The sequence below is a fragment of the Microbacterium sp. NPDC080005 genome (genome assembly GCF_040702445.1).
In the GTDB taxonomy this organism is placed as follows: domain Bacteria; phylum Actinomycetota; class Actinomycetes; order Actinomycetales; family Microbacteriaceae; genus Microbacterium; species Microbacterium oleivorans_D.
Map to the genome: position 1 here is coordinate 13,395 of NZ_JBFBLD010000002.1, position 26,129 is coordinate 39,523.

The window sequence follows — 26,129 nt, forward strand, 5'->3', positions numbered from 1 at the left end:
GGCGGCGAGTCGGAGGGGACGCACCCTCGCAGTATGCCGTGTCCGAGCCCTCGCCTACCGTCGGCACGGTGACGGAACCCGTGCGGTGGTGGTGGCAGCGACGCCAGTTCTCGCGCGGCGTCGAGGTGCCCTACCCCGTCGGCACCTACCGATCGGCGTGGGCGGCCTACCCCGAGCTCGTCCGGCAGTACCACCCCGACCTCAACGAGGGGATCTCGCTGTCGCAGATCCCGCCGGCGGCCGACGTGCTGCTGTGCTGGGAGTGCACGGCCGGCCACCGGTTCGCCGCGACGCCCACCGAGCAGCGCGAGCGGCCGGGGCGGGTCCGGCGGCGGTCCGCCTGGTGTCCCGAATGCTCCGCCCTCGCCGCGCCGCGACCGGTGAAGGTCATCGAGCGGGTGGATGCCGCGGAGGTGTTGGCCGCGGTCGACCGTGCGAAGGCGGTGCGGATGCCGGTGGCCCCCGCTCCGGCACCCCGACCGACGCGCACGGCGCCCGCGATCTGCGAGAAGACCCCCGACGTCCCCGTCGGCGAGCCGTTCGTCAGCGCGTGCGCTCCCCGACCGGCATCCGCTGCCGAAGGCCGACTGCGACAACGGCTCTCGCAGGCGCTCCTTTTCACCGAGGGGATGACGGCGGTGCGGGTGAGCCGGCCGTTCTTCCGGCACCGGGAGGTGTGGCCCGACATCCTGCTTCCCGAGCTGCGGGTCGCGATCGAGTACGACACCCCGGGGCGTCACGGACTCGAGCACGTGGGGCGGCGAGAGGCATCCGATCGGCGGAAGGACGCGCTGCTGCGCAGCGCGGGCTGGGAGGTCGTCCGGATCCGCACGGGCGGGCTCGAGCCCCTCGGCCCGCACGACGTCGTGCTGCGGACGGCGGGCGCGAAGACCGTGCCCGCCGTCCTCGACGCGCTGCGCGGCATCCGCGGCGATCTCGTCGTCGACGCCTACCGTCGCTGAGTCAGAACGGCTCTTCCCAACCGATCACCGTGGCGTTCCCGAGGGGTACCGCGCCCGGCGCGAGCACGTGCGGGATGCCGTGGAACCATGCTCCGCTCACGCCGCGACGCACCATCTCCTCGAGCCACGCGCGGTTCGCCGGCGGGATTACCGTCGCCGTCTCGAAGGACGCCGGGTCGAAGGGCGCCACCTCCGACGGGTGGATCGGGTCCCCGGTCGCCGTGATCGTCCGGTCGAGGACGACGCTCCCCGCGGGCACGTCTCCTGCGGGGATCGCCCAGAACTCCGCGCGCGGGAGCTCCTTGCCGCGCACCTCACACCAGGCGCGCCAGATCGCGTGCGGGTGCACCGGGCTGAGGAAGACGACCTCCGTCCACGACCTCCCCGTGCCGGGGATCGCGGTGTCCCGCAGCCGGCGCCGTTCCGGGGTGTCGTCGTACTTCGCCATGGCCCGGGCGTACGCGGTCGGGTCGAGCGCCGCCAGCTCGGATGCCGGAACCAGCGCGTCGCCCACGAGGTGGACCCGCTGGTGGAAGACGAACCTCACATCACCACCGTACGGCGACCCATCCGTCTCAGCTCAGCGCGACCGCCGTCCACGACACCGGCGGCAGCGTGATCGTCAACGTGTCGCCGTCGAGCACAGCGGACTCGTTCGCTCGCGGCGCGACGCGCTCCCGGTCGGCGAGCGTGTTCTTCGCGTAGACGTCGTCGTCCGAGAGCGTGTGCGTCTCGGCGATCGAGGTGGCGCCCAGGCCCGACACGTCGACCGTGATCTCGATCGCATCGGTCGTGCTGCGGTTGACGAGGAAGACCGCGCTGCGGCCGGTCGCGGCGTCACGCGTGGCGACGGCGTCGACGAGCGGGACCTCGCCGAAGACGGCCGTCTCGTACGACGGCGCGTCGACGAGCACTCGCATCGCGTTCCCCTGCGCGAGGCGCGAGGTGATCGAGAACGGGAAGAACGTCGTCTGGCGCCATGCCGGCCCGCCCGGCTCGGTCATGATCGGCGCGATGACGTTCACGAGCTGCGCGAGCGAGGCGCTCGCGACCCGGTCGGCGTGCTTGAGCAGCGAGATCATGAGGCTGCCGAAGACCACGGCATCCACCACCGAGTACACGTCCTCGAGCAGACGAGGCGCGACCGGCCAGTTGTCGATGCCGTCGATCTTCTCGACGTTCTCCCACCGCGACAGGTACCAGACGTTCCACTCGTCGAACGAGATGTCGATCTTCTTGGTGGACCGCTTGACGGCGGCGACATGGTCGGCGGTCGCGACGACCGTCTCGATGAAGCGGTCCATGTCGACCGCCGAGGCGAGGAAGCTGTCGATGTCGCCGTCCTTCTCCTCGTAGTACGCGTGACACGAGATGAGGTCGACGTCGTCGTAGGTGTGGGTGAGGACGACCCGCTCCCACTCGCCGAAGGTCGGCATCGTCGCGCCGGACGAACCGCACACGACGAGCTGGATCGACGGGTCGAGCTGGCGCATCCCCTTCGCCGTGCGGGATGCGAGCTTGCCGTAGTCCTCCGCCGAGCGGTGGCCGAGCTGCCATGGTCCGTCCATCTCGTTGCCGAGACACCACATGCGCACGTCGAAAGGCTCCGTCGCGCCGTTCGCGACGCGCTGGTCGCTGAGCGTCGTCCCCGACCGGATGTTGCAGTACTCGAGCAGGTCGATCGCCTCGAGCGTGCCGCGCGTGCCGAGGTTCACTGCCATCATCAGGTCGCTGCCGACCTTGTCGAGCCACGACGAGAACTCGTGCAGGCCGACCTCGTTCGTCTCGGTGGAGTGCCACGCCAGGTCGAGGCGACGCGGGCGCTCGGCGACGGGCCCGACCGAGTCCTCCCAGCGGAAGCCCGACACGAAGTTGCCGCCGGGGTAGCGGATCGTGTCGACCCCGAGCTCCTTGACGAGGTCGATCACGTCGGTGCGGAACCCCTCGGCATCCGCCGTCTCGTGACCGGGCTCGAAGATGCCGTCGTAGATGTGCCGGCCGAGGTGCTCGACGAAGCCGCCGAAGATCTTGCGGCGGACCTCGCCGATGGGGGCTGCGGCGTCGACGATGAGGCGTGCGGAGGTCATGTAGGGCTTTCTTGGTCAAACCGGTAAACGTTGTAATTCATGATGGCGGCGCGGATGCCGGGCGTCAAGCGTCAGCGGACGCAATGGATCCGCGACGGCACGCCGTCGAGGCGGGCGCGAACGCGGCGTGCCCCGCGGGATCCGTTGCATCCGCGAACACGGCACGAGCGGATGCCGCGGGCAGACCGCCGAGCGGATGCCGCAGGTCAGTGCGCCGGCGCGGACTCCCGCACCCGCAGCTCGAACGGCGCCGACACCACACCCGCAGGGCCGGCGGCATCCGCCACCCGGGCGAGGAGAGTGTCGACCGCGGTCTGCGCGATCCACCGGCGGCCCGGATCGATCGTCGTGAGGGACGGGATCGCATACTCCGCCTCGTCGAGGTCGTCGAAGCCGACGACGGCCACCTCGTCGGGGACGCGGCGTCCGGCCTCCTGCAGCGCGCGGATCGCCCCGAGCGCGAGGGTGTCGTTCAACCCGAACACGGCGTCGAATCCCGTTCCCCGAGCGAGGAGGCCCCGGACCGCGTCCGCGCCGCCCGCACGGTCCCAGAACCGGGTCTCGACGACGAGCTCGGGATCGAGGGCGATGCCGGCGTCGGCGAGTGCGGCCCGATATCCCCGGAGACGCAGCCCGGCGGCGCCGTCGTCATCGTGCGCGCCGAGGACGGCGATGCGCCGGCGGCCCGCGGCCAGCAGGTGCGCCGTCGCCGCCTGCGCCGCCTCGGCGTTGCGCATGGTCACGTGATCGATGGCGGCGTCGTACACCCGCTCGCCCAGCAGCACCGCGGGATAGGCCCGCGGGCGGTCGGCGAGATCCGAGGCCTGCAGGCCGAGCGGACTGAGGATGAGCCCGTCGGTCAGCCCGAGTCGCGGGCTCCGCAGCAACTCGCGTTCCCGCTCGCGTTCCCCGCCGGTCTGCTCGACCAGCACGACGACGCCGCGCTCCTCGGCGCGGGCGATGACCATCCCGGCAAGCTCGGCGAAGTAGCTGAACGACAGATCCGGCACGGCGAGCGCAATCACCCCGGTCCGCCCGTTGCGCAGGTTCCGCGCCGTCAGGTTCGGGGTGTACCCGAGCTCCGCGATCGCCTGCTGCACCTTCTGCCGCGTCGACGCCCGCACATGAGGGTGGCCGTTGATGACGTTCGACACCGTCTTGATCGAGACGCCGGCCAGCCGCGCGACATCGTGCACCGTCGGTGTCATCGACCCTCCCGCGCGTCACTGTACAGCGGAGCGCAACCCCCACGTCCCCACCGGGCACCGTCCCTAGGCTGACGCCATGACCTCCACAGCCAAGAGCGCCGCTCACGATGCGAAGAACAGCCGGGCGGTCCACGTCCTCGCACGGGCGGGGTTCGCCGCGAGCGGTCTCGTCCACATCCTCATCGGTGTCATCGCGATCTCGATCGCCGTCGGTGGCGGCGGCGGGCAGGAGGCCGACCAGTCCGGCGCACTCGCCCAGCTCGCGGCAGCACCCGGCGGCGTCTTCCTGCTGTGGGCGGTCACGGTCGGGCTCGCAGCGCTCGGAGTGTGGCACCTGCTGAGCGCCGTCCTCGACCGCAGCGCGGAGTCCGGCAAGGACAGGGTCGCGCACATCGTCAAGAACGGCGCGAAGGGTGTCGTCTATCTGGCGATCGCCGTCACCGCCGGCACCTTCGCCGCGGGCGGGTCCTCGAGCTCGTCCGGGTCGACGACCTCGCTCACCGCCGGGCTCCTCTCGACCCCGGGCGGGGTCTTCCTCGTCGTGGCCGTCGGGATCGTGCTGATCGCCATCGCGGGATATCTCGTGTTCAAGGGCGTCACGCGTCGGTTCGAGCGCGACCTCAGCATGCCGAGTGGGACCGCCGCCCGCGGCGTGCGCCTCCTCGGCACGGTCGGCTACATCGCGCGCGGCGTGGCGATGGCGGGTGTGGGCGTCCTCTTCCTCATCGCCGCGGCGACGAACGACCCGGAGAAGTCCAGCGGACTCGACGGTGCCCTGCGCACGATCGCGGGCCTCCCCGCCGGCAAGATCCTGCTCACCCTCGTCGGCGCGGGGTGGATCGCCTACGGCGTCTACGCCTTCTTCCGGGCGCGCTACACGCGGCTCTGAGCGGTCCTCACACCGAGAAGTACTTCGCTTCGGGGTGGTGGAAGACGAAAGCATCCGTCGACTGCTCGGGGTGCAGCTGCAGCTCGTCGCTGAGCTCGACCCCCATCCGCTCCGGCCGCAGCAGCTCCACGACTTTTCTGCGGTCCTCCATGTCGGGGCACGCCGGGTAGCCGAGCGAGAACCGGGCGCCCCGGTACTCGAGCTTGAACAGCCCCGTAGTGTCGGTCGGGTCCTCGCCCGCGAAACCGAGCTCGGCGCGGACGCGGGCGTGCCAGAACTCGGCGAGCGCCTCGGTCAGCTGCATCACGAGACCGTTGAGCTCGTAGTAGTCCCGGTACCGGTTCTCGGCGAACAGCTTCGCGGTGACCTGGTCGATGCGCGCGCCGGCCGTCACGAGCTGCACGGGAAGCACGTCCACCTGCCCCGACTCGCGTGAACGCACGAAGTCGGCGAGGCACAGGTGGCGGTCGCGTCGCTGCCGCGGGAACGAGAACCGCAGCCGCTCGGCGCCGACCTCGCCCCCGGAACCGCCGTCGGGCGCGAGCAGCCCCGGCACGCCGAGGCGCCCGGCGGCATCCGCCCCGTGATGAAGCACCACGACGTCGTCGCCCTCGCTCACGACCGGGAAGTAGCCGTAGGCGACGGACGCGTCGAGCATGCCTTCTGCGAGGATGCGGTCGAGCCAGTACCGCAGCCGCGGGCGCCCCTCGGTCTCGACGAGCTGCTCGTAGCTGAGACCGTCCTCGCCGCGGCCGGGCTTGAGGCCCCACTGCCCCATGAACGTCGCGCGCTCGTCGAGGAAGGCGGCGTAGTCTGCGAGCGCGACGCCGCGGACGATCCGGGTGCCCCAGAAGGGCGGCGCGGGAACAGGGTTGTCGGATGCCACGTCCGACCGCCCGGGCATCGCTTCGGGCTCGGTCAGGGTGAGCTTGGACCCCGCGGAGTGGATGCGCTTCTTCAGCGCAGGGAGACCGACCGATCCCGGGTCCGCCCCGCGCGCGATCTTCACGAGGGGCTCCATGAGCGCCAGGCCCTCGAAGGCGTCCTTCGCGTATCGGACCTCGCCGGGGAAGATCCCCGCGAGATCGTCTTCGACGTACGCACGGGTGAGGGCCGCACCGCCGAGGATCACGGGCCAGCGGCCCGCGAGGCCGCGGGAGGCGAACTCCTCCAGGTTCTCCTTCATGACGACGGTGGACTTCACGAGCAGACCGCTCATGCCGATGACATCGGCGTCGTTCTCTTCGGCGGCCGCGATGATGTCGGCGATGGGCTGCTTGATGCCGAGGTTCACGACGGTGTAGCCGTTGTTCGTCAGGATGATGTCGACGAGGTTCTTGCCGATGTCGTGGACGTCGCCGCGGACGGTCGCGAGGACGATCGTGCCCTTGCCCGACGCGCCGGTGCGCTCCATGTGGGGTTCGAGGAGCGCGACCGCCGTCTTCATGACCTCGGCGGACTGCAGCACGAACGGCAGCTGCATCTGGCCCGCACCGAACCGCTCGCCGACGACCTTCATGCCTTCGAGCAGATGGTCGTTGATGATGTCGAGCGGGGCGACGCCGTTCTCGCGCGCGAGGTCGAGGTCGGCCTCGAGGCCCTTCAGCTCGCCGTCGATGATGCGACGCTCCAGCCGCTCCCCCACGGGCAGCGCGGCGAGCTCTGCAGCGCGCTGATCGCGGAGCGCTGCGGTGTCGACACCCGCGAACATGTCGAGCATGACGGCGAGCGGATCGTAGGTCACGTTCCCCTCGGCATCCGTCTCGCGCCGGTCCTACACCAGGTCTAGCGCGACTTTCCGCTGCTCCTCGGGGATCGAGGCGAGCGGCACGATCTTGGCCGCGTCGACGATCGCCGATGTGAGCCCGGCCTGCGTCGCCTCGTGCAGGAAGACGGAGTTCAGGACCGACCGGGCCGCGGGGTTCAGACCGAACGAGACGTTCGAGACGCCCAGGGTCGTGTTGATCCCCGGGTATTTCGCGACGAGGCCGCGGATCGCCTCGATCGTCTCGATCGCGTCGCGGCGGGTCTCCTCCTGCCCGGTCGCGATCGGGAAGGTGAGACAGTCGACCACGATGTCCGAGACCCGCATCCCCCATACCCCGACGAGTTCGTCGACCAGCCGTGAGGCGATCCGCAGTTTGTCGGCGGCGGTGCGCGCCTGGCCCTGCTCGTCGATCGTGAGCGCGATGACGGCGCTGCCGTGCTCCTTGACCAACGGCATGATGCGGCCGAACCGGCTCGTAGGGCCGTCGCCGTCCTCGTAGTTGACCGAGTTCACGACGGGGCGCCCGCCGATGAGCTCGAGGCCCGCCTGCAGGACGGCGGGTTCGGTGGAGTCGATGACGAGCGGGAGAGTGGATGCCGAGGCGAACCGCGACACGATCTCGCGCACGTCGGCGACCCCGTCGCGACCGACGTAGTCGACGCACACGTCGAGCAGGTGCGCGCCGACGCGGATCTGGTTCCGCGCGATCTCGACGCAGTCGTCCCAGCGCCCGTCCAGCATCGCCTCGCGGAACGCCTTCGACCCGTTCGCGTTGGTGCGCTCCCCGATGGCGAGGTACGCCGTGTCCTGGTCGAACGGCACGTGCTGGTAGAGCGAGGCGACCCCCGGCTCGATCATCGGCGAGCGCGGAGCCGGTGCGGCGACCGGGCGGAGCCGCTCGACGACGGCCGACATGTGCTCCGGGGTCGTGCCGCAGCATCCGCCGACGAGGCCCAGTCCGAACTCGCGCACGAACTGCTCGTGCGCGGTCGCGAGCTCGTCGGGCGTCAGCGGGTAGTGCGCACCGGCGGCCGTGAGCACCGGCAGACCGGCGTTCGGCATGCAGACGACCGGCACCGTCGCGTGCTTCGAGAGGTGGCGCAGGTGCTCGCTCATCTCGGTGGGGCCGGTCGCGCAGTTCAAGCCGATCGCGTCGACGCCGAGCGGCTCGAGGGCGGTCAGCGCCGCACCGATCTCGGACCCCATGAGCATCGTCCCCGTCGTCTCGACGGTCACCTCGACGAAGATCGGCAGACGGATGCCGCGGTGCACGATCGCCTGCTTGCATCCGTTGACGGCGGCCTTGGTCTGCAGCAGGTCCTGGGAGGTCTCGATGAGGAGGGCGTCCGCGCCGCCGTCGATGAGGCCCTCGGCCTGCAGGGCGAAGGTCTCCTTGAGGTGCTCGTAGGTGGTGTGCCCGAGGCTCGGGAGCTTCGTGCCTGGCCCCAGGGAACCGAGCACCCAGCGGATGCGGCCGTCGGCGGCCTCGGCGGCCTCGACGCGCTCCCGGGCGATGCGGGCGCCGGCGGCGGCGAGTTCGTGGATGCGGTCGTCGATGCCGTAGTCCGACAGGTTCGACCAGTTCGCCCCGAAGGTGTTCGTCTCGATCGCGTCGATCCCCGTGGCGAGGTACTCGTCGTGGATGGCGGCGATCATGTCGGGCCGCGAGACGTTGAGGATCTCGTTGCACCCCTCGAGCTGCTGGTAGTCCTCGAGCGTGGGGTCGTGGCGCTGCAGCATGGTGCCCATCGCGCCGTCGGCGATCACGACCCGTTCGGCGAGCGCGTCCAGGAGCGCCTGCGCTCGCGCCGTGCGGGGGACGGATTCGACGTCGAGGGGGAAGCGGAGGGCGAGGGTGCTGCTCACCCGCGCGAGTCTACTTCCGGGGCGTCGTCGCGGACCCGCCCGCCGACCGCGGGCGTCACGCGCCGTGGCGGGCCAGGATGGGGGCATGCACCTGCCCTCGCTGACCGACCTGCGCGCGAGCGCGCGGGTGGTCTCCCTTCCGCTGCACACCCGGTTCCGCGGCATCCTCGTCCGCGAGGCCATGCTGCTCGAGGGCCCCGAGGGGTGGGCGGAGTTCTCACCTTTCACCGAGTACGACGACGCCGAGGCCGCTGCCTGGCTCGCCGCCGCGATCGAGTACGGGTGGGAGGGCACGCCCGCCCCCGTGCGCGAGGCGATACCGGTGAACGCGACGGTGCCGGCGGTGGCCGCGGCATCCGTCCCCGACGTCCTCGCCCGCTTCGACGGATGCCGCACCGCGAAGGTCAAGGTCGCCGAACCCGGGCAGACCCTCGCCGACGACGTCGCCCGCGTGAGGGCGGTCCGCGCGGCGATGGGTCCGGAGGGCCGCATCCGCGTCGACGCGAACGGCGCCTGGAACGTCGACGAGGCCGAGCACGCCGTCCACGCTCTGGCGGAGTTCGACCTCGAGTACGTCGAACAGCCGTGCGCCACGGTGCCCGAGCTCGCGGAGCTGCGCACCCGCATCCGCTACATGGACATCCCCGTCGCCGCCGACGAGAGCGTCCGGAAGGCCGAGGACCCCGTCGCCGTCGCCCGCGCTGGCGCGGCCGACCTGCTCGTCGTCAAGGTGCAGCCGCTCGGCGGCGTGCGGCGCGCACTCGCGGTCGTGGCCGAGGCGGGACTGCCCGCCGTCGTCTCGAGCGCGCTCGACACCTCCGTCGGCCTCGCGATGGGCACCGCCCTCGCCGCGGCTCTGCCCGACCTCGCGTTCGACTGCGGGCTGGGGACGGCGTCGCTGCTCGCGGCCGATGTCACGGCGGAGTCGCTTCGACCACGCTCCGGCGAGCTCCCGGTGGGGCGAATCGCCCCCGACACGGCGCTGCTCGAGACCCACGCCGCGGCGCCGGAACGGCGGGACTGGTGGCTCGCGCGCCTCGAGCGCTGCCACGCGCTCCTCTCAGCGGGCTGACGCTCAGGGCTCGCCGACGAGGAGCGGCACGAGCTGCTCCAGACGGGACTGCATCGCGCGGTTCGCCTGCCGCTCCGAGAGCCGCTCCAGAGCCGCCTGCACGCTGCACTGCTCCGACACGTCCAGCAGCAGCGCGGCCGCGTCGGCCACCGGCATCCGCAGCGGCAGGGAGTGGAGGTCGCTCACGTCGCGGACGATCGTCTCGATACGCCCCAGCATCTGCGCCCGCCACGCCAGGAACGCCTCCGCCAGCCGCGGGTCGCGGAGCGCCTGCGTGCGGACCTCACTGAGAAGCTGCGGCTCCATCCGCTCCGCGAGCGACATGTCGGCGACCTGCCGGACGAGATCGACCGGACTGTCGGTTCCCGAGAGCCCTTTCACCCGCACGGACACCTCGTCGAGCTTGTCCTCCGACAGCTGACGGATGAGGGCGAGGAAGAGCTCGTCCTTGGACTCGAAGTTCGAGTAGAACGCGCCGCGCGTGAATCCGGCGCGCTCGCAGATCGCCTCGACGGAGGCGGCGTCGAGGCCGACCTCGGCGAAGACCTCGTGCGCGGCCTCGAGCAGGCGTGCCCGCGTGTTCTCGCGACTGCGCGCCATCTCACACCCACCCCTCAGACTCGGCACCCTCGTGCGGGTCTACGATACACATGTGTATCGGATACAGCGCTGTATCGAACCCGTCCGACTCTGACCAGGAGCGCCCGTGTCCACCATCCTCTTCACACTCGGCCGATGGGCCTACCGCCACTCGTGGCGCGTGCTCATCGCCTGGATCGTCCTGCTCGGCATCGTCGGCGGCGGCGTCGCCCTCTTCGCCAAGAGCACGGACAACTCGTTCGGGATCCCCGGCACCGAGGCGCAGCAGGGCATCGAGCTGCTGAATCGCACCTTCCCGCAGGCCAGCGGGGCGAGCGCGCAGCTCATCGTCGTCGCGCCGGAGGGCGGGACCGTCGAGGATCAGCCGCTCCGGGGCGAGATCGATGACGTCGTGAAGGCACTCGGAGACATCGACGGCGTCACCTCGGCCACCTCGCCGTTCGACGAGATGGTCGAGGGTCTGGTCTCCGACGACGAACGCGCGGCCCTCATCCAGATGCAGTTCGACGGTCAGTCGACGGAGGTGTCCGACGCGACGATCGCAGCGGTCGAGAAGGCCGCAGCCGACTTCCACGACCAGCTGCCCGCCGGGGCGCAGTCGGCGCTCGGCGGCGACCTGTTCGCGGCGTCGATCCCCGCCCTGTCGATCGTCGAGGTGATCGGCGTGCTCGTCGCGCTGTTCGTCCTCATCGTGACGTTCCGCTCGTTCGCCGTCGCCTGGTTCCCGCTCGTCAGCGCGCTGATCGGCGTGGCCCTCGCGATCGCCCTCATCTTCCTCTCGACCGCCGTCGCGTCGATCTCGTCCACGACGCCGATGCTGGCGGTGATGCTCGGCCTCGCCGTCGGCATCGACTACGCGCTGTTCATCGTGTCGAGACACCAGGATCAGGTGCGTGCGGGCATGGATCCCGAGGAGTCCGCCGCCCGCGCCGTGGGCACCGCGGGCTCCGCCGTTCTCTTCGCCGGCGTCACCGTCATGATCGCGCTCGTGGGCCTCAGCATCGCGAACATCCCGTTCCTGTCCACGATGGGCATCGCCGCCGCTGTCGCGGTCGCCGTGGCCGTCGCGGTCGCGGTCAGCCTGACGCCCGCCCTCCTCGGGTTCGCGAAGGGTCGCGTGGTCGGCTGGGGCGGACGGATGCTGCAGCGCGGCGTCCCGACCCGCCGTCGCACGGCGGATGCCGCCGACGACGAGAGCGAGAGCACCGCGGAGGCCGCGCCTGCCGCGCCGACGGCCCTGCGGCCGAACCGCTGGGTCATGCTCGTCACGCGGCATCCGGTCATCGCCACCGTCGCCGTCATCGTCGGCCTCGGGGTCATGGCGATCCCGTCCGCGAGCCTGCACCTCGCCCTGCCGAACGCGGGCGTCCAGCCCCCCTCGAGCCAGGCGCGCCAGGCTTACGACCTGAACGCCGAGTACTTCGGCGCGGGGTCGAACGGCCCGCTCGTCATGACCGGGACGATCGTCACCTCCACCGATCCGCTCGGCCTCATGGCGGACCTCAAGGAAGAGGTCGAGGCGATCCCCGGCGTCGAGCGGGTCGCGCTCGCGACGCCGAACGAGACCGCCGACACCGGCCTCATCCAGATCGTTCCGACGACGGCTCCCGACGACCCCGCGACCGCGGACCTCGTGCGCGAGCTGCGGTCTCATCACGACGAGTGGGAGGACGAGTACGGCGTCGACCTCAAGGTGACCGGCTACACCGCCGTCGGCATCGACGTCTCCGACCGGCTGGGCGCGGCCCTGCTCCCCTTCGGGATCTTCGTCGTCGGCCTCTCCTTCGTCCTCCTGATGATCGTCTTCCGGTCCATCTGGGTGCCGCTCAAGGCGACCCTCGGCTACCTGTTGTCGATCCTCGCCGCCTTCGGCGCGGTCGCCGCCGTGTTCGAGTGGGGCTGGCTCGCCGACCTCCTCCACGTCACGCGCACGGGCCCCGTCATCAGCTTCATGCCGATCATCCTCATGGGCGTGCTCTTCGGCCTGGCCATGGACTACGAGGTCTTCCTCGTCTCGCGTATGCGCGAGGACTTCGTCCACGCCGTGCGCGCCCGCGCCGGGCGGTCGGACCGCGAGACCGCCGTCGCCGCGGTCCGGAGCGGCTTCACCGCCTCGGCCCGTGTCGTCGTCGCTGCGGCGGTCATCATGTTCGCCGTCTTCGCCGCGTTCGTCCCCGAAGGCGACAGCTCCATCAAACCCATCGCTCTCGGCCTCGCCGTGGGCATCGCCGTCGACGCGTTCCTCGTCCGCATGACGCTCACCCCGGCGGTGATGGCCCTGCTGGGCGACAAGGCGTGGTGGATGCCGCGGTGGCTCGAACGCCTGCTCCCGAAGGTCGACATCGAGGGCGAGGCCGTCGAGCACGAACGCAGCCACGCCGACTGGCCGGAACCCGATTACCGCGGCGCGCTGGCGGCCGACGACCTCGAGGTCCGCGCCGAGACCGCCGACGGCGACGTGGTGCTCTTCTCGGGTGCGAGCGTCCGTCTCGCCGAGGGCGGCACGCTCCTCGTGACGGCCGACGATCCGCACGTCTCGCGTGCGTTCCTGCTGACCGTCGCCGGTCGGATCGAGCCCACCGACGGACTCCTGCGGGTGTCGGGTCACCTGCTGCCCGGTCGCGCCGCCTGGGTCCGCGCCCACGTGTCGATCGCCGAGCTCGCGGGTGCCGACGCCCCCCTGACCGAGTTGCGGCGCGCCCTCGCCGGCCGCACACGCTTCATCGTGATCGCGGGGCTCGACACCCTGACCGGAGCGTCCCGCGACCAGGCGGCAGCCCTCCTGCGCGACGCCGCGAACGCGGTCGCCGCGAAGGCGGGCGAGCTGACGGTCGTCGCGTCGGCGCGCGATCTCGACGCGGCTCGCGGCCTGCTCGCGGACGCGTATCGGCCGAGACCCGAGACGCTGCGACTCACCGTCCCTGCTCCCCGCACGACCGACGCCGACACCCAGGTGATCCCCTCATGACTCTCCCCATCGAACGCGCACAGACCCGACGACCCGTCTCCTGGCTCACGCTCCTCGGCGTGCTCCTGCTGCCGGCCGTGATCGGCGGCATCCTCGTGGCGGCGCTCTACAACCCGACCGAACGGCTCGACGCGATGAACACCGCGATCGTGAACAACGACGAGCCGGTGGAGGTCAACGGTCAGACGACGCCGCTCGGCCGCCTCCTCACGGCCGGGCTGGTCGAGGGCTCGGACGACCTCGACAGCAACCTGACGTGGACCATCTCCAACACGGAGGACGCCACGCAGGGCCTCGAGGACGGCACCTACGACGCGATCGTCACCATCCCGAAGAACTTCTCGGCTGCGGCCACCTCGACCGCCCCCGGTGGCACCCCGGAACGCGCGACCATCGAGCTGACCCCCTCCCCCGACGCGCGCATCGTCGACGACGCCATCACCAACCAGGTGACCTCCACCGCGGCATCCGTCCTCGGTGAGCAGCTCACGACGACCTACCTCGAGAACGTGTTCCTCGGGTTCACCACCCTGAACGAACAGCTGGGCGAGGCCGCGGACGGCGCGACCCAGCTCGCGGACGGCGCGACCAGCGCAGCCGACGGCGCCGCGCAGCTGGCCGACGGCGCGTCGACCGCCGCGGACGGCGGGTACTCGCTCGCCGACGGCGTGCGGCAGCTGCAGTCGGGCGCCTCGGGCATCGCCTCCGGAGCGGGGTCGCTCGCCACCGGTGCGAGCGGCATCGCCGACGGCGCACGGGGCCTCGCCGACGGGGCGGGCACGGCGGCGGACGGCATCGACCAGCTCGCGGACGGCGCGGATCAGCTCGCCGGGGGTGCCGCACAGACCTCCCAGGGACTCGACGAGTGGGCGGCGGGCGCCCGTCCGATCGCCGACGGCACGCAGGAGCTCGCCGACGGCCTGGCGCAGGCCGCGCAGCAGACGGCCGCCATCCCCGCCATCCCGAGCGACGTCGTCGACGGGATCAAGGCGCTCACCTCCGACGGCGCGCAGAACCGCGAGGCGGTGACCGCGGCTGTGCAGGCGATCTCCGCGGCCGCGGCGGCCTGCGACCCGGAGGTCGCGGGCGCGGAGCTGTGCGATTCACTGACGGATGTTGCGGCGCAAGCCACCGCCGCCCTCCCCGGCCTGCAGGACACCGTCGGCGACGCGGAGCAGCTCTCGGAGGACATCGACACGCTCGCGAACTTCGGCCCCACCCTGACGCAGGGACTGCAGACCTCCGCCGCGGCTGCGCAGCAGCTCGCGACCGGTATGGACCAGCTCGCCGACGGCGCCGACCAGCTCGCCGGTGGGGCGGGTCAGCTGTCCACGGGCGCCGCAGGTCTCGCGGACGGTGCCGGACAAGCCGCGACGGGCGTGCGCCGGCTCGCGGGCGGTGCCGATCAGCTCGCCGACGGCGCGGACCAGCTCGCGTCGGGTGCCGGGCAGCTCTCGACGGGAGCTCAGGCACTCGCCACCGGCGCCGGTACGGCCGCCGACGGCACCGACCAGCTCGCCAACGGCGTGGGCGCATTGTCGACCGGTGCCGGCGACCTGTCGACGGGCGTCGGCAAGCTGGCCGACGGGACCGGCGACCTCGCGAGCGGGCTCGGGCAGGCCGTCGACGGACTGCCGACCTACACCGACTCGCAGGCGAAGGACCTCGCGGCCGTCGTCGCCGACCCCGTGGTCGCCGACGGCACCGGCACGTCGCTGTTCGGGGCATCCGCCGTGCCGCTCCTGGCGACCCTCGCGCTCTGGTTCGGCGGACTCGCGTCGTTCGTGGTGCTGCAGGCGATTCCGCGCACAGCGCTCTCGTCCCGGCGCTCGTCCGCGGGCCTCGCGCTGCGCGCACTGGCCCCGGGCGCCGCGGTCGGCGCGCTGCAGGGTGCGCTCGTCGCGGTCGTCGTCCAGCTCGCCGCCGGCTACGACCTGGGCGCATGGGCGCTCTTCGCGGCGATGTGCGTTCTCGCCGGCGTCACCTTCGCGGCGGTGAACCACGCGCTCGTCGCCCTGTTCGGCGGCATCGGGCGCTGGATCTCGGTGCTCGTGGGCGTCCTCGCGGTCGCGACGGGCATCGTCTCGACCGTTCCCGGCACGCTCCTCGACATCGCGGGACTCCTGCCGACGGCCCCGGCCTACACCGCGATGCTGGCGTCGCTGACGGATGCCGGGGGCGGCGCCCCCGCCGCGATCACCCTCGTCATCTGGGCGGTGCTCGCCGTCGCGGCGAGCATCCTGGCGGTCGCGCGACACCGCTCCACATCGGCCCGCGCGGTGCTCGCGCAGCCCGCCTGACCCGCCCGCGACCCGCGCCGGGAATGCCGGCGCGGGTCAGCGCGCGACGCGGATGACGGTGGTCATCGTCAGCTCGACACCGCCGGGCACCTCGACCGCCTCGAGTGCGACGGTGATCGCCTCGATCTCCGCGAGCGAGGTGAGATGGGTGCCGCCGCAGGGCAGCTCGACGGTCCCGTCGGGGAGCTCGCAACGCCAGGTGCGACGCCCGGCGAGGGTGCGGTCCTCGCGGTGGATGCCGATCGCGCCGGGTGCCCCCGCCCAGCCGGCGAGCACGGCATTCGCACGCGCTTCGACGGCGCGCAGGTCGTCGAGCGCGGCGGGGTCGAAGCCCTTCCGCCGCAGCGACTTGCCGATGCGATACACGTCGGTCGAACCGTACTCTGCGATGCGGGAGGTCCGGATCGCCAGCATGTCGAACGCGGGGTGACCCGCGGCATCCGTCGGCACGTCCTTCTTCCAGGCGCCCGCGAGAGCCGCGTCGAGCGCGAGCGAGGCGAGGTGGCACGCCGTGTGCCCGGCCGACAGCGCGGCGCGCAGCCGTCCGTCGACGTGCGCGTCCACGGCGGTTCCGACCTTCGGCGCGGCGCCGTCCAGGACATGGACGACGACGAAGGTCCAGCCCTCCGTTCCCCCGCGGACGGGCAGATCGTCTCCGACGACGAGATCGCCCTCGTGCACTCCCCCGGTGACGACGGTTGCGACGCGCACATCTCCGTCGGGCGTCCGCAGGAGGCCGGTGTCGGCGGGCTGGTCGGGCCACGCCGTGTCGACTGGGTGGAAGGGGGTGGTCTCGAGCACGACCCCTGTCCGCCCGTCCCCGAGGACGGTGACGTGGGTGACCGTGGACGAACCGGTGAGCGCACCGTCGGGGTAGGTGACGACGGTCGGGGCGAGTTCGGTCACGCGATCAGCTGGGCAGGCCGCTGTACGAGTGCAGGCCCTGGAAGAACTGGTTCACGATCGTGAAGTTGAACAGCACCGCCGTGAAGCCGACGATCGACAGCCAGGCCGATCGCGTGCCGCGCCAGCCGCGCGTCGCGCGGGCGTGGATGTAGCCGGCGTACACGACCCAGATCACGAAGGTCCAAACCTCCTTCGTGTCGAAGCCCCAGTAGCGGCCCCACGCATCGTTGGCCCAGATGGCGCCGGCGATCAGCGTGAAGGTCCACAGGACGAAGCCGATGATGGCGAACCGGTAGGCGAGCGACTCGAGCACGTCGGCGCTCGGGAGGGTCCGCAGGAACGGCAGTCGGGTGCGCGGCGCGGCATCCGTCCCCACCGCGGCCAGCGCGAGCCGCTCGCGGCGCGACTGGAGGAGCTGCACGACCGAGAGGGCGAAGGCGATCGCCAGGAACGCCGAGGCGAGCGAGGCGACGAAGACGTGGATGACCAGCCAGACGCTCTTGAGCGGGTCGGACAGCGGCACGACCTCGACGTAGTACGCGAGCGCGGCGCCGCCGAGAAGGACGACGATGAGGCCGTTGATGAACGCACCGAGGAAGCGCAGGTCGTACTTCACGAGCACGCCCAGGAAGACGGCGACGACGAGGAGGGTGCCGGTGAGCGCGAACTCGTAGTTGTTCGACCAGGGCACCCGGCCGGCGGCGATGCCGCGGGTGACGTCGGCACCGAGGTGGAACAGCCACGCGATCGACGTCAGCACGACGCCGAGTCGGGCGAACAGGAACCGCCCGCGCTGCGACGGCGCGGCCTCGAGCGCGACCTTCGCGGCCGCCTCTTCGGCGCGGATCTCGTCGATCGTCTGCCCCCCGCCGGCGGCGACGAGGGTGCGCGCCTGCGCCTGAGCCTTGGCGTCCTGCGCGACGATCGCGAGCTCCGAGCGGCGCGCGAGGTCGACGGTGAAGGCGAGGAAGCCGAGCGTGTAGACCGCGATCGCGGTCCACAACAGCAGGACGGAGATGTCATCGAACGACATGGGGTCCTCCGGAGGAGATGGGTGGTTTCAGTCTACGTTCGCCGGGCTGACCGGGGCGGATGCCGGTTCCTCGCCGAGCGCGTCAGCGTGGCGTCGGGCGAGGTCGGCGACCGCGACGGCGATCGCGGGGTCCTCGCCGCGGGCCAGGCCCGCGTACTCGATCCGCACCTCGTCGCCGTCGGGAGTCGCCTTCACCCACATGCGACGGCGCGGCACGAACAACGCCGTGAACAGCCCGAGCATGGCGAGGATCGCGAACACGAGCACCCACGTCGCACTCGAGTCGTTGTGGATCGACAGGGAGATGTAGCGCTTGACGGACTCGGGGGCGCCGGCGCTCCGCTCGTCCTCGAAGGTCACCGTGCCGCGGCCGCCGGGCAGGTCGACCGTCTGGCCCGGCGAGAGCTCGAGCGACGGGGCGTCGGCGTTGCGTCCCGCGATCTCGGTCATGCCGTCGGTGTCGAGGGCGTACACCGAGCGCGGCGTGCCGTCGTCGATGCCGAGGTCGCCCTCGTAGACGAAGAAGGTCAGGCGGGGGTCGAGCAGATCCCCGTAGGCGGAGGTCAGCGCACCCGTGTCGAGCTCGGCGACCGTCGGGTAGAAGAAGCCGACCATGCCGAGCTGCTCGCCGCCGGTGTCGGGGATCTTGACGACGCCCTGCGAGGTCATCGTCGCGCTCTGCGGCAGGAACGGGACGGACTCGCTGAACACCACGTCACCGGCGCCGTTGCGCACCGTGATCGTCGGAGCGTAGCCGTTGCCCATGAGGTACACGCGGTCGCCGGCCATCGTGATGGGGTGGTTCACCTCGATCACCTGATCCTCGGGATCCTGGCCCGGGAAGCGGGTGGTCACGTGCGCGGCGAAATCGCCCGCCTGACCCGAGCCCGGCGCGTAGGTCACATCGAACCGGTCGAGGGTGATGGAGTACGGCGTCAGCGCCTCGGTGTCGACGAAGCGGCCCGGGTTGAAGGACGTGTAGCCGAGACCCAGGGAGTTCACGAAACCGTCGCCCTCGGTGATGACGGTCTGGCCGGTGTAGGTGAAGCCGCCGCCGATGCCCACGGACAGCAGCACGCCGACCAGCGCGCCGTGGAAGACCAGGTTCCCCGTCTCGCGCAGATAGCCGCGCTCGGCCGAGACCGAGGCGACGCCGTTCCGGTCGTAGCGCTCGACCCGGTAGCGCGCCGAGCGGAGCTGCGCCTCGGCGAGGTCGACGGCATGCGCGGCGTGGCCCGCGGCGTCCTCCCCCTCGGGGACCGCGACCGTGGTCTCGGCGTGGTCGGCCAGCCGCGACAGCCGCGCGGGGGTCCGCGGCGGGCGCGCGCGCAGCGCCTTCCAGTGGTGCTTCGTCCGCGGCAGGACGCAGCCGATCAGCGAGATGAACAGCAGGATGTAGATCGCCGAGAACCACACCGAGGTGTAGACGTCGAACAGCTGGAGCGCGTCGAACGTCGGGTACAGATCGGGGTTGGTGGCCCGCCACTGCGTGACGCCGTTCGGGTCGGCGCTGCGCTGCGGGACGAGCGAGCCCGGGATGGCGGCGATCGCGAGCAGCAGCAGCAGGACGAGGGCCGTCCGCATGCTCGTCAGCTGACGCCAGCCCCAGCGCAGCCATCCGACGAACCCGAGCGCCGGCTGAGCGATGCCGTCCGACTCGTCGCGCTCGCGCGCTGCCGTGTCGAGGCGGTCCTCGGTGCGATCGAGGTGGTCGCCGGGGCGGAGCGGACCGTCGACGACGTCCGCGCGGGGGTCAGAGGAACGTCGGGACACCGGCCACCACCCCCTGGAACGAGGCCATGAGCGAGGTCCACAGACCCGTCACCATGAGGACGCCGAGGAGCACGAGCATGGCACCGCCGATGATGTTCACGGCGCGGATGTGCCGGCGGATGAACGCGACCGACCGCGTCGCCCACGACGCGCCGACCGCGAGCAGGATGAAGGGCACACCGAGGCCCATCGAGTACGCGACGGCGAGGAGACCCGCGCGCGTCGGATCGGCCTGGCTGTACGCCATGCTGAGGATCGTCGCGAGGGTCGGGCCGATGCAGGGCGCCCAGCCGACACCCATCGCGACGCCGAGCAGGGGCGCCCCCACCAGGCCCAGGTTCTGCGTGAGCTGCGGCCGGTACGTGCGCTGCGCGAGGCCGAACACGCCCACGAAAACCAGCCCCATGACGATGACGACGGCGCCGAGCACGCGCGTGATGACCTCCTCGTACTGCAGGAAGAGCCGTCCGAGGCTGCCGGCGAACACCCCCATCGACAGGAAGACGACGGTGAAGCCGGCGATGAACAGCAGCACCCCGACCAGGAGCCGACCGCGTCCCACGGCGGGACGGGTCGCGGTCGCCGTGGCGACGCCGGCACCGGATGGCGCAGCCCGGGCCACCGGCATCCGTCGCCCGTCGCGGGGGGTCATGGCGCCGCCGAGGAATCCGAGGTAGCCGGGGACGAGCGGCAGGACGCACGGCGAGAGGAACGAGACGAGACCCGCGAGCGCCGCGATCGGGATCGCGATCCAGAGCGCCCCGTCCGCGACGACCGCGCCGGGGTTCACTGCTTCTCCGCCAGGGTGTCCTCGACGAGGTCGCGGAGGGTCGTGGCATCCGGCAGCTGGCCGAACAGGCGCGCGGCCACCCGACCCTCACGGTCCACGACGAGTGTCGTCGGCGCCGCCTGGAGCGAGGTCCAGTCCGCGAACGCGAGCTTCAGGTCGACGTCGCCGCGGGCGAGGATCGAGGGGTAGGTGATCCCATAGGTCTCGTCGAACGAGGTCGCCTGCTCGGGTCCGTCGTAGATGTTGACGCCGAGGAACTGCGCGCCGTCCGCCTTCGTGTCCTGGAACGTCTCCTCCAGGACAGGCGCCTCGGCACGGCAGGGGCCGCAGGCGGCGTACCAGAAGTTCAGGACGACGACGTCACCGGCGAAGTCGGCGCTCGAGACGGTCGAGCCGTCGACGGCGGTCCCGGTGAACGAGAGGGCCTCGCCGCGCTTCGCCGCGGGGATCGTCTCGACGCGCCCGTCGCTCGAGATGAAGCCCTGGGTGTTGCCCTCGCGGTACAGGTTCGCGAGATCGTCGTTCTGGCCCGAGCACGCGGCGAGGCCGGCGACGAGCGTCACGGCCGCGAGAGCACCGAGGATGCGGCGCCTCATACCGCCCCCACGTCCACCGCGCCGGCGGTCGCGGCCGGCTCGGCGTAGTCGACCTCACGCCACACGTCGCCCGAGAGCTCGAAGCTCGTGATGCTGGAGAGTTCGCAGCGACGACGACGCGGGTCGTGTCGCAGCGGCAGCCCCGCGACGGAGAGGTGCGTGATCCAGATCGGCAGCTGATGCGAGACGATCACCGCGTCACCCGAGGGCGTGCGGTTCCACGCATCGCGCATCGCCGCCTGCATCCGCTCGACGACCTCGAGGTAGGCCTCGCCCCAGCTCGGCAGGGCAGGGGTGCGCAGGTGCCACCAGTTGAGCGGGTTGCGCAGAGCGCTCCGCATCCGCTTGCCTTCGAAGACATTGGTCGGCTCGAGCACCCGGGCGTCGATGACGGGGGTGAGGCCGAAGACCTCCGCGATGGGGGCGGCGGACTCGCGCGCGCGTTCGAGTGGAGAGGAGACGAGCGACTTCACCGGTCGCCCCTGCGCCTTGAGGTGCTCCGCGGCGGCGCGGGCCATGCCACGGCCGTCATCGCTCAGATGGAAGCCGGGGAGGCGTCCGTACAGCACGCGCTCGGGGTTATGGACCTCCCCGTGGCGCACGAGATGGAGGCGGGCGGCGGGCACCCCTCCAGTCTACGTGCGGGCCTCCTATGCAGGGCCTGAGCGCCGGTCACGCACGGCGGCGCGGATGCGGACAGAGAGGAACCACGCCACCAGGAGGACGACGATCACGATGACGATGTTCTGGAACACCCCCGCGTACTCCTCGACGATGTGCCAGTTCTCGCCGAGGAAGTAGCCCGCGAGCACGAAGATCGAGTTCCAGATGAGGCTTCCTGCCGTCGTCAGCAGCCCGAACTTCCACCAGTGCATCTTCGAGACCCCGGCCGGGATCGAGATGAGGCTCCGGAACAGGGGCACCATCCGACCGAAGAAGACGGCCACGGAGCCGTGTCGCTCGAACCAGGCGACCGTCTTCGTGACGTCCTCCCCCTTCATCAGGGGCATCTTCTCTGCGACGCGGGTGAGCCGGTCGGCCCCGAGCACACGGCCGAGCACGTAGAGGATGTAGGCGCCGAAGACCGACCCGAAGGTCGTCCAGCCGATCGCCTCGGCGAGGGTGAACGATCCACGCGATGCCGCGAGACCCGCGAGCGGCAGGACGACCTCGCTCGGGATCGGCGGGAAGAGGTTGTCGAGGCCGACGGCCACCGCGGCTCCGGGCGGACCGATGACGTCCATCAGCTTCACGACCCAGTCGGCCAGGGCGGACAGCCACGACCCGTCGCCGGAGCCGGACGCGGCGTAGAACAGATCGGTCATCGGGTGCTCTCTCGCGCTCGGTGATCGGATGCCCGGCCGGGCCCCCTGTGTCGCTCCAGCCTAGGCCGATCCGACTCGGCGTCTCCTGGGCGCCGCGTAGACTCGTCCCTCGTGAGTGAACGCACCCTCGTCCAGCAGCTGCAGTCCCGTGAAGACGGCCCCGTCTCGGTCTCCGGATGGGTCGAGACCGTCCGCGATCAGAAGAAGGTGCAGTTCGTCATCCTCCGCGATGAGACCGGCGCGGTGCAGCTCGTGAACCCCGCGACGCGTCCGGCCGAGGACGGGAGCGAGCAGGATGCCGCCGCTCTGGCGCTCACCGACCTGATCTCGAACCTCTCCACCGGCACGTTCCTCACGGCCACCGGCGAGCTCAAGCACGACGAGCGGGTGAAGCTCGGCGGCGTCGAGATCAAGATCAGCGGACTCGACATCGCCGCAGCCGCGCTGCCCGAGACGCCGATCGCCGCCGACTCCGGTCTCGACAAGCGGATGGACTGGCGCTTCATCGACCTGCGTCAGCGCCGCAACAACCTCATCTTCCGCGTGCAGACCACCCTCGAGCACGCGATGCGCAGCTACTGGATCGAGCGCGACTACATCGAGGTCCACTCGCCGAAGCTGATGGCGTCGCCCTCCGAGTCGAACGCCGAGCTGTTCGAGGTGCCCTACTTCGAGGAGAAGACGGCGTACCTCGCACAGAGCCCGCAGTTCTTCAAGCAGATGGCCCAGGTCGCCGGCTTCGGGAAGATCTTCGAGATCGCGCCCGCCTTCCGCGCCGACCCCTCCTTCACCTCGCGCCACGCGACCGAGTTCACCTCGATCGACGCCGAGATCAGCTGGATCGACTCGCACGAGGACGTCGCGCGCATGCAGGAGGAACTCCTGCAGACCGCGATCCGAGCCGTCGCCGAGAAGCACGGCGACGAGATCAAGGCCCTCTTCGACGTGGACGTCGTGGTCCCCGAGCTTCCGTTCCCGCGCATCCCGCTCGCCGAGGCGCGCGAGATCGTGGGCGCTCGCGGATACGAGATCCCCCGCACCGACGGCGACCTCGACCCGGAGGGCGAGCGCCAGATCGCCGCGCACGTCCAGGAGACGTACGGTCACCAGTTCGTCTTCATCACCGATTACCACCCGGAGATCCGCGCGTTCTATCACATGCGCGACGAGGAGACCGGGCTCACGAAGTCGTACGACCTGCTGTTCAACGGTGTGGAGATCACGACCGGCGCCCAGCGCGAGCACCGGGTCGACGTCCTCATCGAGCAGGCGAAGGAGAAGGGACTCGACCCCGAGCACCTCGACTTCTACCTCGACTTCTTCCGCTTCGGCGCGCCGCCCCACGGCGGCTTCGGCATGGGCCTGGCCCGCGTGCTGATGCTGCTGCTCGGGCAGGACTCGATCCGCGAGGTCACCTACCTCTTCCGCGGACCGACCCGCCTGGCCCCCTAACACGGCACCCGGCACGTTCGGCAAGCGCTCGGTTTCGGCCGGGCGTTCGCCGTATCGTGGCTGACTCCCCGACCGGAAGGAGCAGCCCGTGTGGGATCTTTGGACGCAGTTCGGTGTCGCGGTCCTCATCGCCGTCGCCGCAGGCGTCGTCGTCGCTGTGATCGCGACGATCGTGCTGGCGATCGTCGCGCGACGTCGGCGGTGGGCCGGCGTCCTCAGCCGGCACTCGCGCGCCCCGTTCCGGATGCTTCTGCTCGTCGCGGGGCTCTGGGTCGCCGTCCGGGTGTCGTTCCCCGACGAGACGTGGGGCAGCATCCTCACCCAGATCCTCACCATCGCGATCATCGCGGCGAGCGCCTGGCTGCTCGCCTCGCTCGTGGTCGTCGCCACCGACATCGCGCTCGGCCGCTACCGGATCGACGTGCCCGACAACCGGGTGGCCCGCCGCATCCGCACGCAGACGCTCGTCGTCCGGCGCCTCGCGATCGCCATCATCGTCATCATCGGGATCGGCGCCGTGCTGCTGACCTTCGACTCGGTGCGCGCGGTCGGCGCGAGCGTGCTCGCCTCGGCCGGCATCGCCTCGGTCGTCGCCGGACTCGCGGCGCAGTCCGTTCTCGCCAACGTGTTCGCGGGGCTCCAGATCGTCTTCAGCGACTCGCTGCGGGTCGATGACGTGGTCGTGGCGGACGGCGAATGGGGCCGCGTCGGCGAGATCACCCTGAGCTACGTCGTCCTCGACCTCTGGGACGACCGCCGCCTCGTCCTCCCGTGCACGTACTTCACGACCACCCCGTTCGAGAACTGGACCCGACGAGGGTCCGAGCTGCTCGGCGCCGTCGAGATGGACCTCGACTGGAACGTCTCGCCCGAGCGGATGCGGGAGCACCTGCACGACGTCGTGGCGGGGACCGACCTGTGGGACGGACGCACCGCCGTGCTGCAGGTGACCGACGCGATCGCCGGCTACGTGCGTGTCCGCATCCTCGTGACCGCGAAGGACGCGCCCACGCTCTTCGACCTGCGTTGCCTCGTCCGTGAGGCGATGGTGACCTGGGTGCAGCGCACCATGCCCGACGCGGTCCCCGTTCAGCGTGTGCGGATGACGGATGCCGCGGGTGCCGCGCCGGCGCAGGACACCGAGACCCGCCGTCACGACGGCCTCTTCACGGGGAGCGTCGAGGCCGAACGCCGCGCCTCGACCTTCACCAACGCGATCCCGGTCGTCCGCGAACCCGACACGGAGCGCTGAGCGGCCGACCACCCGTCCCCCGACGGTCACCGGCCGTTCACCGGCCGGGGGCCGGCGGTCCATCCGGCGGTCGTAGCTTCCCCTCGTCCCCCCTGCATGCCGCGCTCATCCGCACGCGCAGGACCACCCGAGAGGAATCGCATGTCCCGTCTGTTCCCGCGCCGCGCGTCCGTCGCTGTCGGCCTCACCACCATCGCCGCCTTGTCGCTGGCGGCCTGCGCCGGCAGCCCCGACGCCGAGAACGCCGCCGGCGAGGGCCCCGCGGCGGCCACCGCGACGAGCGTCGCCGACTTCGGCTCGTTCGCCGACCTCGAGGCCGCCGCCAAGGCCGAGGGCAACCTCAACGTCATCGCGCTCCCCCGCGACTGGGCCAACTACGGCGAGATCCTCGACCTGTTCGCCGAGCGCTACCCCGAGATCACGATCAACGAGCAGTCGCCCGACATCTCGAGCGCCGAGGAGATCACCGCCGCCGAGACGAACGAGGGCCTCGACACCGCCCCCGATGTCTTCGACCTCGGTCTCACCGTCGCCCTGCAGAACACCGACCGTTTCGCCGCCTACAAGGTGCAGACCTGGGACGAGATCCCCGAGGCGCTGAAGGAGCCGACGGGCCTGTTCGTGGGCGACTACGGCGGCTACATGTCCGTCGGCTACGACTCTGCGAAGTTCGACGCGCCCGCCGAGCTGGACGATCTGCTCGGCGACGAGTTCCGCGGTTCGGTCGCCATCAACGGCGACCCGACCCAGGCGGGCGCCGCCTTCGCCGCCGTCGGACTGGCCGCCGTGCAGTCGGGCGGGACGCTCGACGACTTCCAGCCCGGCGTCGACTTCTTCAGCGAGCTGAACAAGGCCGGCAACATGCTCAAGCTCGACGTCACGAGCGCGACGGTCGCGAGCGGGGAGACCCCCGTCGTCTTCGACTGGGACTACCTCAACGCGGCCCACAAGGCGGACGTGCCCACCTGGGAGACGGTCGTCTTCGACGGCGTCGGCTACGCCGGGTACTACAACCAGGCCATCAACGTCGACGCGCCGAACCCGGCCGCGGCGCGGCTCTGGCAGGAGTTCCTCTACAGCGACGAGGTGCAGAACCTGTGGCTGAAGGGCGGGGCTCGGCCCGTCCGCATGGAGGCGATGACCGAGGCCGGCACGATCGACGCCGACCTCGCGGCGGCGCTCCCCGAGGCTCCGGCCGAGACGGTGGTGCCCACCGAGGCGCAGTCGACCGCCGCGGGCGAGCTGCTCGGCGCGAACTGGGCCGCCGCGGTCCAGTGACGAC

The 26,129-nt window shown here is 71.3% G+C and carries 19 protein-coding genes and 1 pseudogene; 8 read left to right on the plus strand and 12 right to left on the minus strand.

The features are described from left to right. Window positions 1-68: 68 nt before the first annotated feature. On the plus strand, window positions 69-962 hold the full coding sequence (locus AB0259_RS06980) for a zinc-ribbon domain-containing protein (protein ID WP_366222668.1): 894 nt from the start codon (window positions 69-71) through the stop codon (window positions 960-962). Between the two features lies 1 nt (window position 963). Here AB0259_RS06980 and AB0259_RS06985 read toward each other — a convergent pair whose 3' ends face one another. From AB0259_RS06985 to AB0259_RS06995, 3 genes are all read right to left on the minus strand, one after another. Continuing rightward, window positions 964-1,509 carry a hypothetical protein gene (locus AB0259_RS06985; RefSeq protein ID WP_366222666.1) on the minus strand — a complete coding sequence of 182 codons (546 nt, stop codon included), beginning with the start codon at window positions 1,507-1,509 and terminating at the stop codon, window positions 964-966. 28 nt (window positions 1,510-1,537) lie between these two features. Further along, a complete protein-coding gene (locus AB0259_RS06990) occupies window positions 1,538-3,049 on the minus strand; it encodes an alpha-N-arabinofuranosidase (RefSeq protein WP_366222665.1) in 1,512 nt (503 codons plus the stop codon). 206 nt (window positions 3,050-3,255) lie between these two features. Beyond that, window positions 3,256-4,257 (minus strand): LacI family DNA-binding transcriptional regulator, encoded by a 1,002-nt coding sequence (locus AB0259_RS06995; RefSeq protein ID WP_366222664.1) that lies wholly within the window; start codon window positions 4,255-4,257, stop codon window positions 3,256-3,258. A gap of 76 nt (window positions 4,258-4,333) precedes the next feature. Here AB0259_RS06995 and AB0259_RS07000 point away from each other — a divergent pair, with 76 nt between their 5' ends. Further along, window positions 4,334-5,146, plus strand: a complete 813-nt coding sequence (locus tag AB0259_RS07000; protein ID WP_366222663.1) for a DUF1206 domain-containing protein — start codon at window positions 4,334-4,336, stop codon at window positions 5,144-5,146. Between the two features lie 7 nt (window positions 5,147-5,153). On the opposite strand, the pseudogene metH reads toward AB0259_RS07000, so the two are convergent. Beyond that, window positions 5,154-8,780 (minus strand): annotated as a pseudogene (gene metH, locus AB0259_RS07005) (methionine synthase). 85 nt (window positions 8,781-8,865) lie between these two features. Here metH and AB0259_RS07010 point away from each other — a divergent pair. Beyond that, entirely contained in the window at window positions 8,866-9,852 is a 987-nt protein-coding gene (locus AB0259_RS07010; protein WP_366222662.1) for an o-succinylbenzoate synthase, read from the plus strand. Between the two features lie 3 nt (window positions 9,853-9,855). On the opposite strand, the gene AB0259_RS07015 is transcribed toward AB0259_RS07010, so the two are convergent. Further along, on the minus strand, window positions 9,856-10,452 hold the full coding sequence (locus AB0259_RS07015; RefSeq protein ID WP_251578585.1) for a TetR/AcrR family transcriptional regulator: 597 nt from the start codon (window positions 10,450-10,452) through the stop codon (window positions 9,856-9,858). 106 nt (window positions 10,453-10,558) lie between these two features. Between AB0259_RS07015 and AB0259_RS07020 the strand changes: the two genes are divergently transcribed. Next, window positions 10,559-13,420 carry an MMPL family transporter gene (locus AB0259_RS07020; protein WP_366222661.1) on the plus strand — a complete coding sequence of 954 codons (2,862 nt, stop codon included), beginning with the start codon at window positions 10,559-10,561 and terminating at the stop codon, window positions 13,418-13,420. After that, window positions 13,417-15,720 carry a YhgE/Pip domain-containing protein gene (locus AB0259_RS07025; RefSeq protein WP_366222660.1) on the plus strand — a complete coding sequence of 768 codons (2,304 nt, stop codon included), beginning with the start codon at window positions 13,417-13,419 and terminating at the stop codon, window positions 15,718-15,720. Before AB0259_RS07020 ends, AB0259_RS07025 begins: the two co-directional genes overlap by 4 nt. 36 nt (window positions 15,721-15,756) lie before the next feature. Here AB0259_RS07025 and AB0259_RS07030 read toward each other — a convergent pair whose 3' ends face one another. From AB0259_RS07030 to AB0259_RS07060, 7 genes are read right to left on the minus strand one after another with little or no spacing between them, the layout of a single operon-like run. Further along, window positions 15,757-16,626: a metal-dependent hydrolase gene (locus AB0259_RS07030; RefSeq protein ID WP_366222658.1), complete on the minus strand. Its 870-nt coding sequence runs from the start codon at window positions 16,624-16,626 to the stop codon at window positions 15,757-15,759. Window positions 16,627-16,630: 4 nt separating this feature from the next. Then, window positions 16,631-17,659: a c-type cytochrome biogenesis protein CcsB gene (ccsB, locus tag AB0259_RS07035; RefSeq protein ID WP_366222657.1), complete on the minus strand. Its 1,029-nt coding sequence runs from the start codon at window positions 17,657-17,659 to the stop codon at window positions 16,631-16,633. Window positions 17,660-17,686: 27 nt separating this feature from the next. Beyond that, window positions 17,687-19,432: a cytochrome c biogenesis protein ResB gene (locus AB0259_RS07040; protein WP_366222655.1), complete on the minus strand. Its 1,746-nt coding sequence runs from the start codon at window positions 19,430-19,432 to the stop codon at window positions 17,687-17,689. Further along, a complete protein-coding gene (locus AB0259_RS07045) occupies window positions 19,413-20,222 on the minus strand; it encodes a cytochrome c biogenesis protein CcdA (protein ID WP_366222654.1) in 810 nt (269 codons plus the stop codon). Before AB0259_RS07045 ends, AB0259_RS07040 begins: the two co-directional genes overlap by 20 nt. Then, window positions 20,219-20,818 (minus strand): TlpA disulfide reductase family protein, encoded by a 600-nt coding sequence (locus tag AB0259_RS07050; protein ID WP_251578571.1) that lies wholly within the window; start codon window positions 20,816-20,818, stop codon window positions 20,219-20,221. The genes AB0259_RS07045 and AB0259_RS07050 overlap by 4 nt, the downstream gene beginning before the upstream one ends. Beyond that, entirely contained in the window at window positions 20,815-21,444 is a 630-nt protein-coding gene (locus AB0259_RS07055; RefSeq protein ID WP_251578570.1) for a histidine phosphatase family protein, read from the minus strand. The genes AB0259_RS07050 and AB0259_RS07055 overlap by 4 nt, the downstream gene beginning before the upstream one ends. Window positions 21,445-21,468: 24 nt before the next feature. Beyond that, window positions 21,469-22,143, minus strand: a complete 675-nt coding sequence (locus tag AB0259_RS07060; RefSeq protein ID WP_366222653.1) for a DedA family protein — start codon at window positions 22,141-22,143, stop codon at window positions 21,469-21,471. Window positions 22,144-22,254: 111 nt separating this feature from the next. Here AB0259_RS07060 and aspS point away from each other — a divergent pair, with 111 nt between their 5' ends. From aspS to AB0259_RS07075, 3 genes are all read left to right on the plus strand, one after another. Further along, the gene (gene aspS, locus AB0259_RS07065) at window positions 22,255-23,595 is read left to right on the plus strand and encodes an aspartate--tRNA(Asn) ligase (protein ID WP_366222651.1); all 1,341 of its coding nucleotides are present in this window, start codon (window positions 22,255-22,257) and stop codon (window positions 23,593-23,595) included. Between the two features lie 88 nt (window positions 23,596-23,683). Further along, window positions 23,684-24,847, plus strand: a complete 1,164-nt coding sequence (locus AB0259_RS07070; protein WP_366222649.1) for a mechanosensitive ion channel domain-containing protein — start codon at window positions 23,684-23,686, stop codon at window positions 24,845-24,847. A 141-nt stretch (window positions 24,848-24,988) separates the two neighbouring features. After that, entirely contained in the window at window positions 24,989-26,125 is a 1,137-nt protein-coding gene (locus AB0259_RS07075) for an ABC transporter substrate-binding protein (RefSeq protein ID WP_366222647.1), read from the plus strand. Window positions 26,126-26,129: the final 4 nt, after the last annotated feature.

What these genes read in the sequence shown, in the direction of transcription:
- AB0259_RS07010 (WP_366222662.1), top strand. Translation starts at nt 8,866, where the DNA reads ATGCACCTGCCCTCGCTGACCGACCTGCGCGCGAGCGCGCGGGTGGTC.
- AB0259_RS07075 (WP_366222647.1), top strand. Translation starts at nt 24,989, where the DNA reads ATGTCCCGTCTGTTCCCGCGCCGCGCGTCCGTCGCTGTCGGCCTCACC.
- AB0259_RS07000 (WP_366222663.1), top strand. Translation starts at nt 4,334, where the DNA reads ATGACCTCCACAGCCAAGAGCGCCGCTCACGATGCGAAGAACAGCCGG.
- AB0259_RS07060 (WP_366222653.1), bottom strand. Translation starts at nt 22,143, where the DNA reads ATGACCGATCTGTTCTACGCCGCGTCCGGCTCCGGCGACGGGTCGTGG.
- AB0259_RS07050 (WP_251578571.1), bottom strand. Translation starts at nt 20,818, where the DNA reads ATGAGGCGCCGCATCCTCGGTGCTCTCGCGGCCGTGACGCTCGTCGCC.
- AB0259_RS07025 (WP_366222660.1), top strand. Translation starts at nt 13,417, where the DNA reads ATGACTCTCCCCATCGAACGCGCACAGACCCGACGACCCGTCTCCTGG.
- AB0259_RS07015 (WP_251578585.1), bottom strand. Translation starts at nt 10,452, where the DNA reads ATGGCGCGCAGTCGCGAGAACACGCGGGCACGCCTGCTCGAGGCCGCG.
- ccsB (WP_366222657.1), bottom strand. Translation starts at nt 17,659, where the DNA reads ATGTCGTTCGATGACATCTCCGTCCTGCTGTTGTGGACCGCGATCGCG.
- AB0259_RS06995 (WP_366222664.1), bottom strand. Translation starts at nt 4,257, where the DNA reads ATGACACCGACGGTGCACGATGTCGCGCGGCTGGCCGGCGTCTCGATC.
- AB0259_RS06990 (WP_366222665.1), bottom strand. Translation starts at nt 3,049, where the DNA reads ATGACCTCCGCACGCCTCATCGTCGACGCCGCAGCCCCCATCGGCGAG.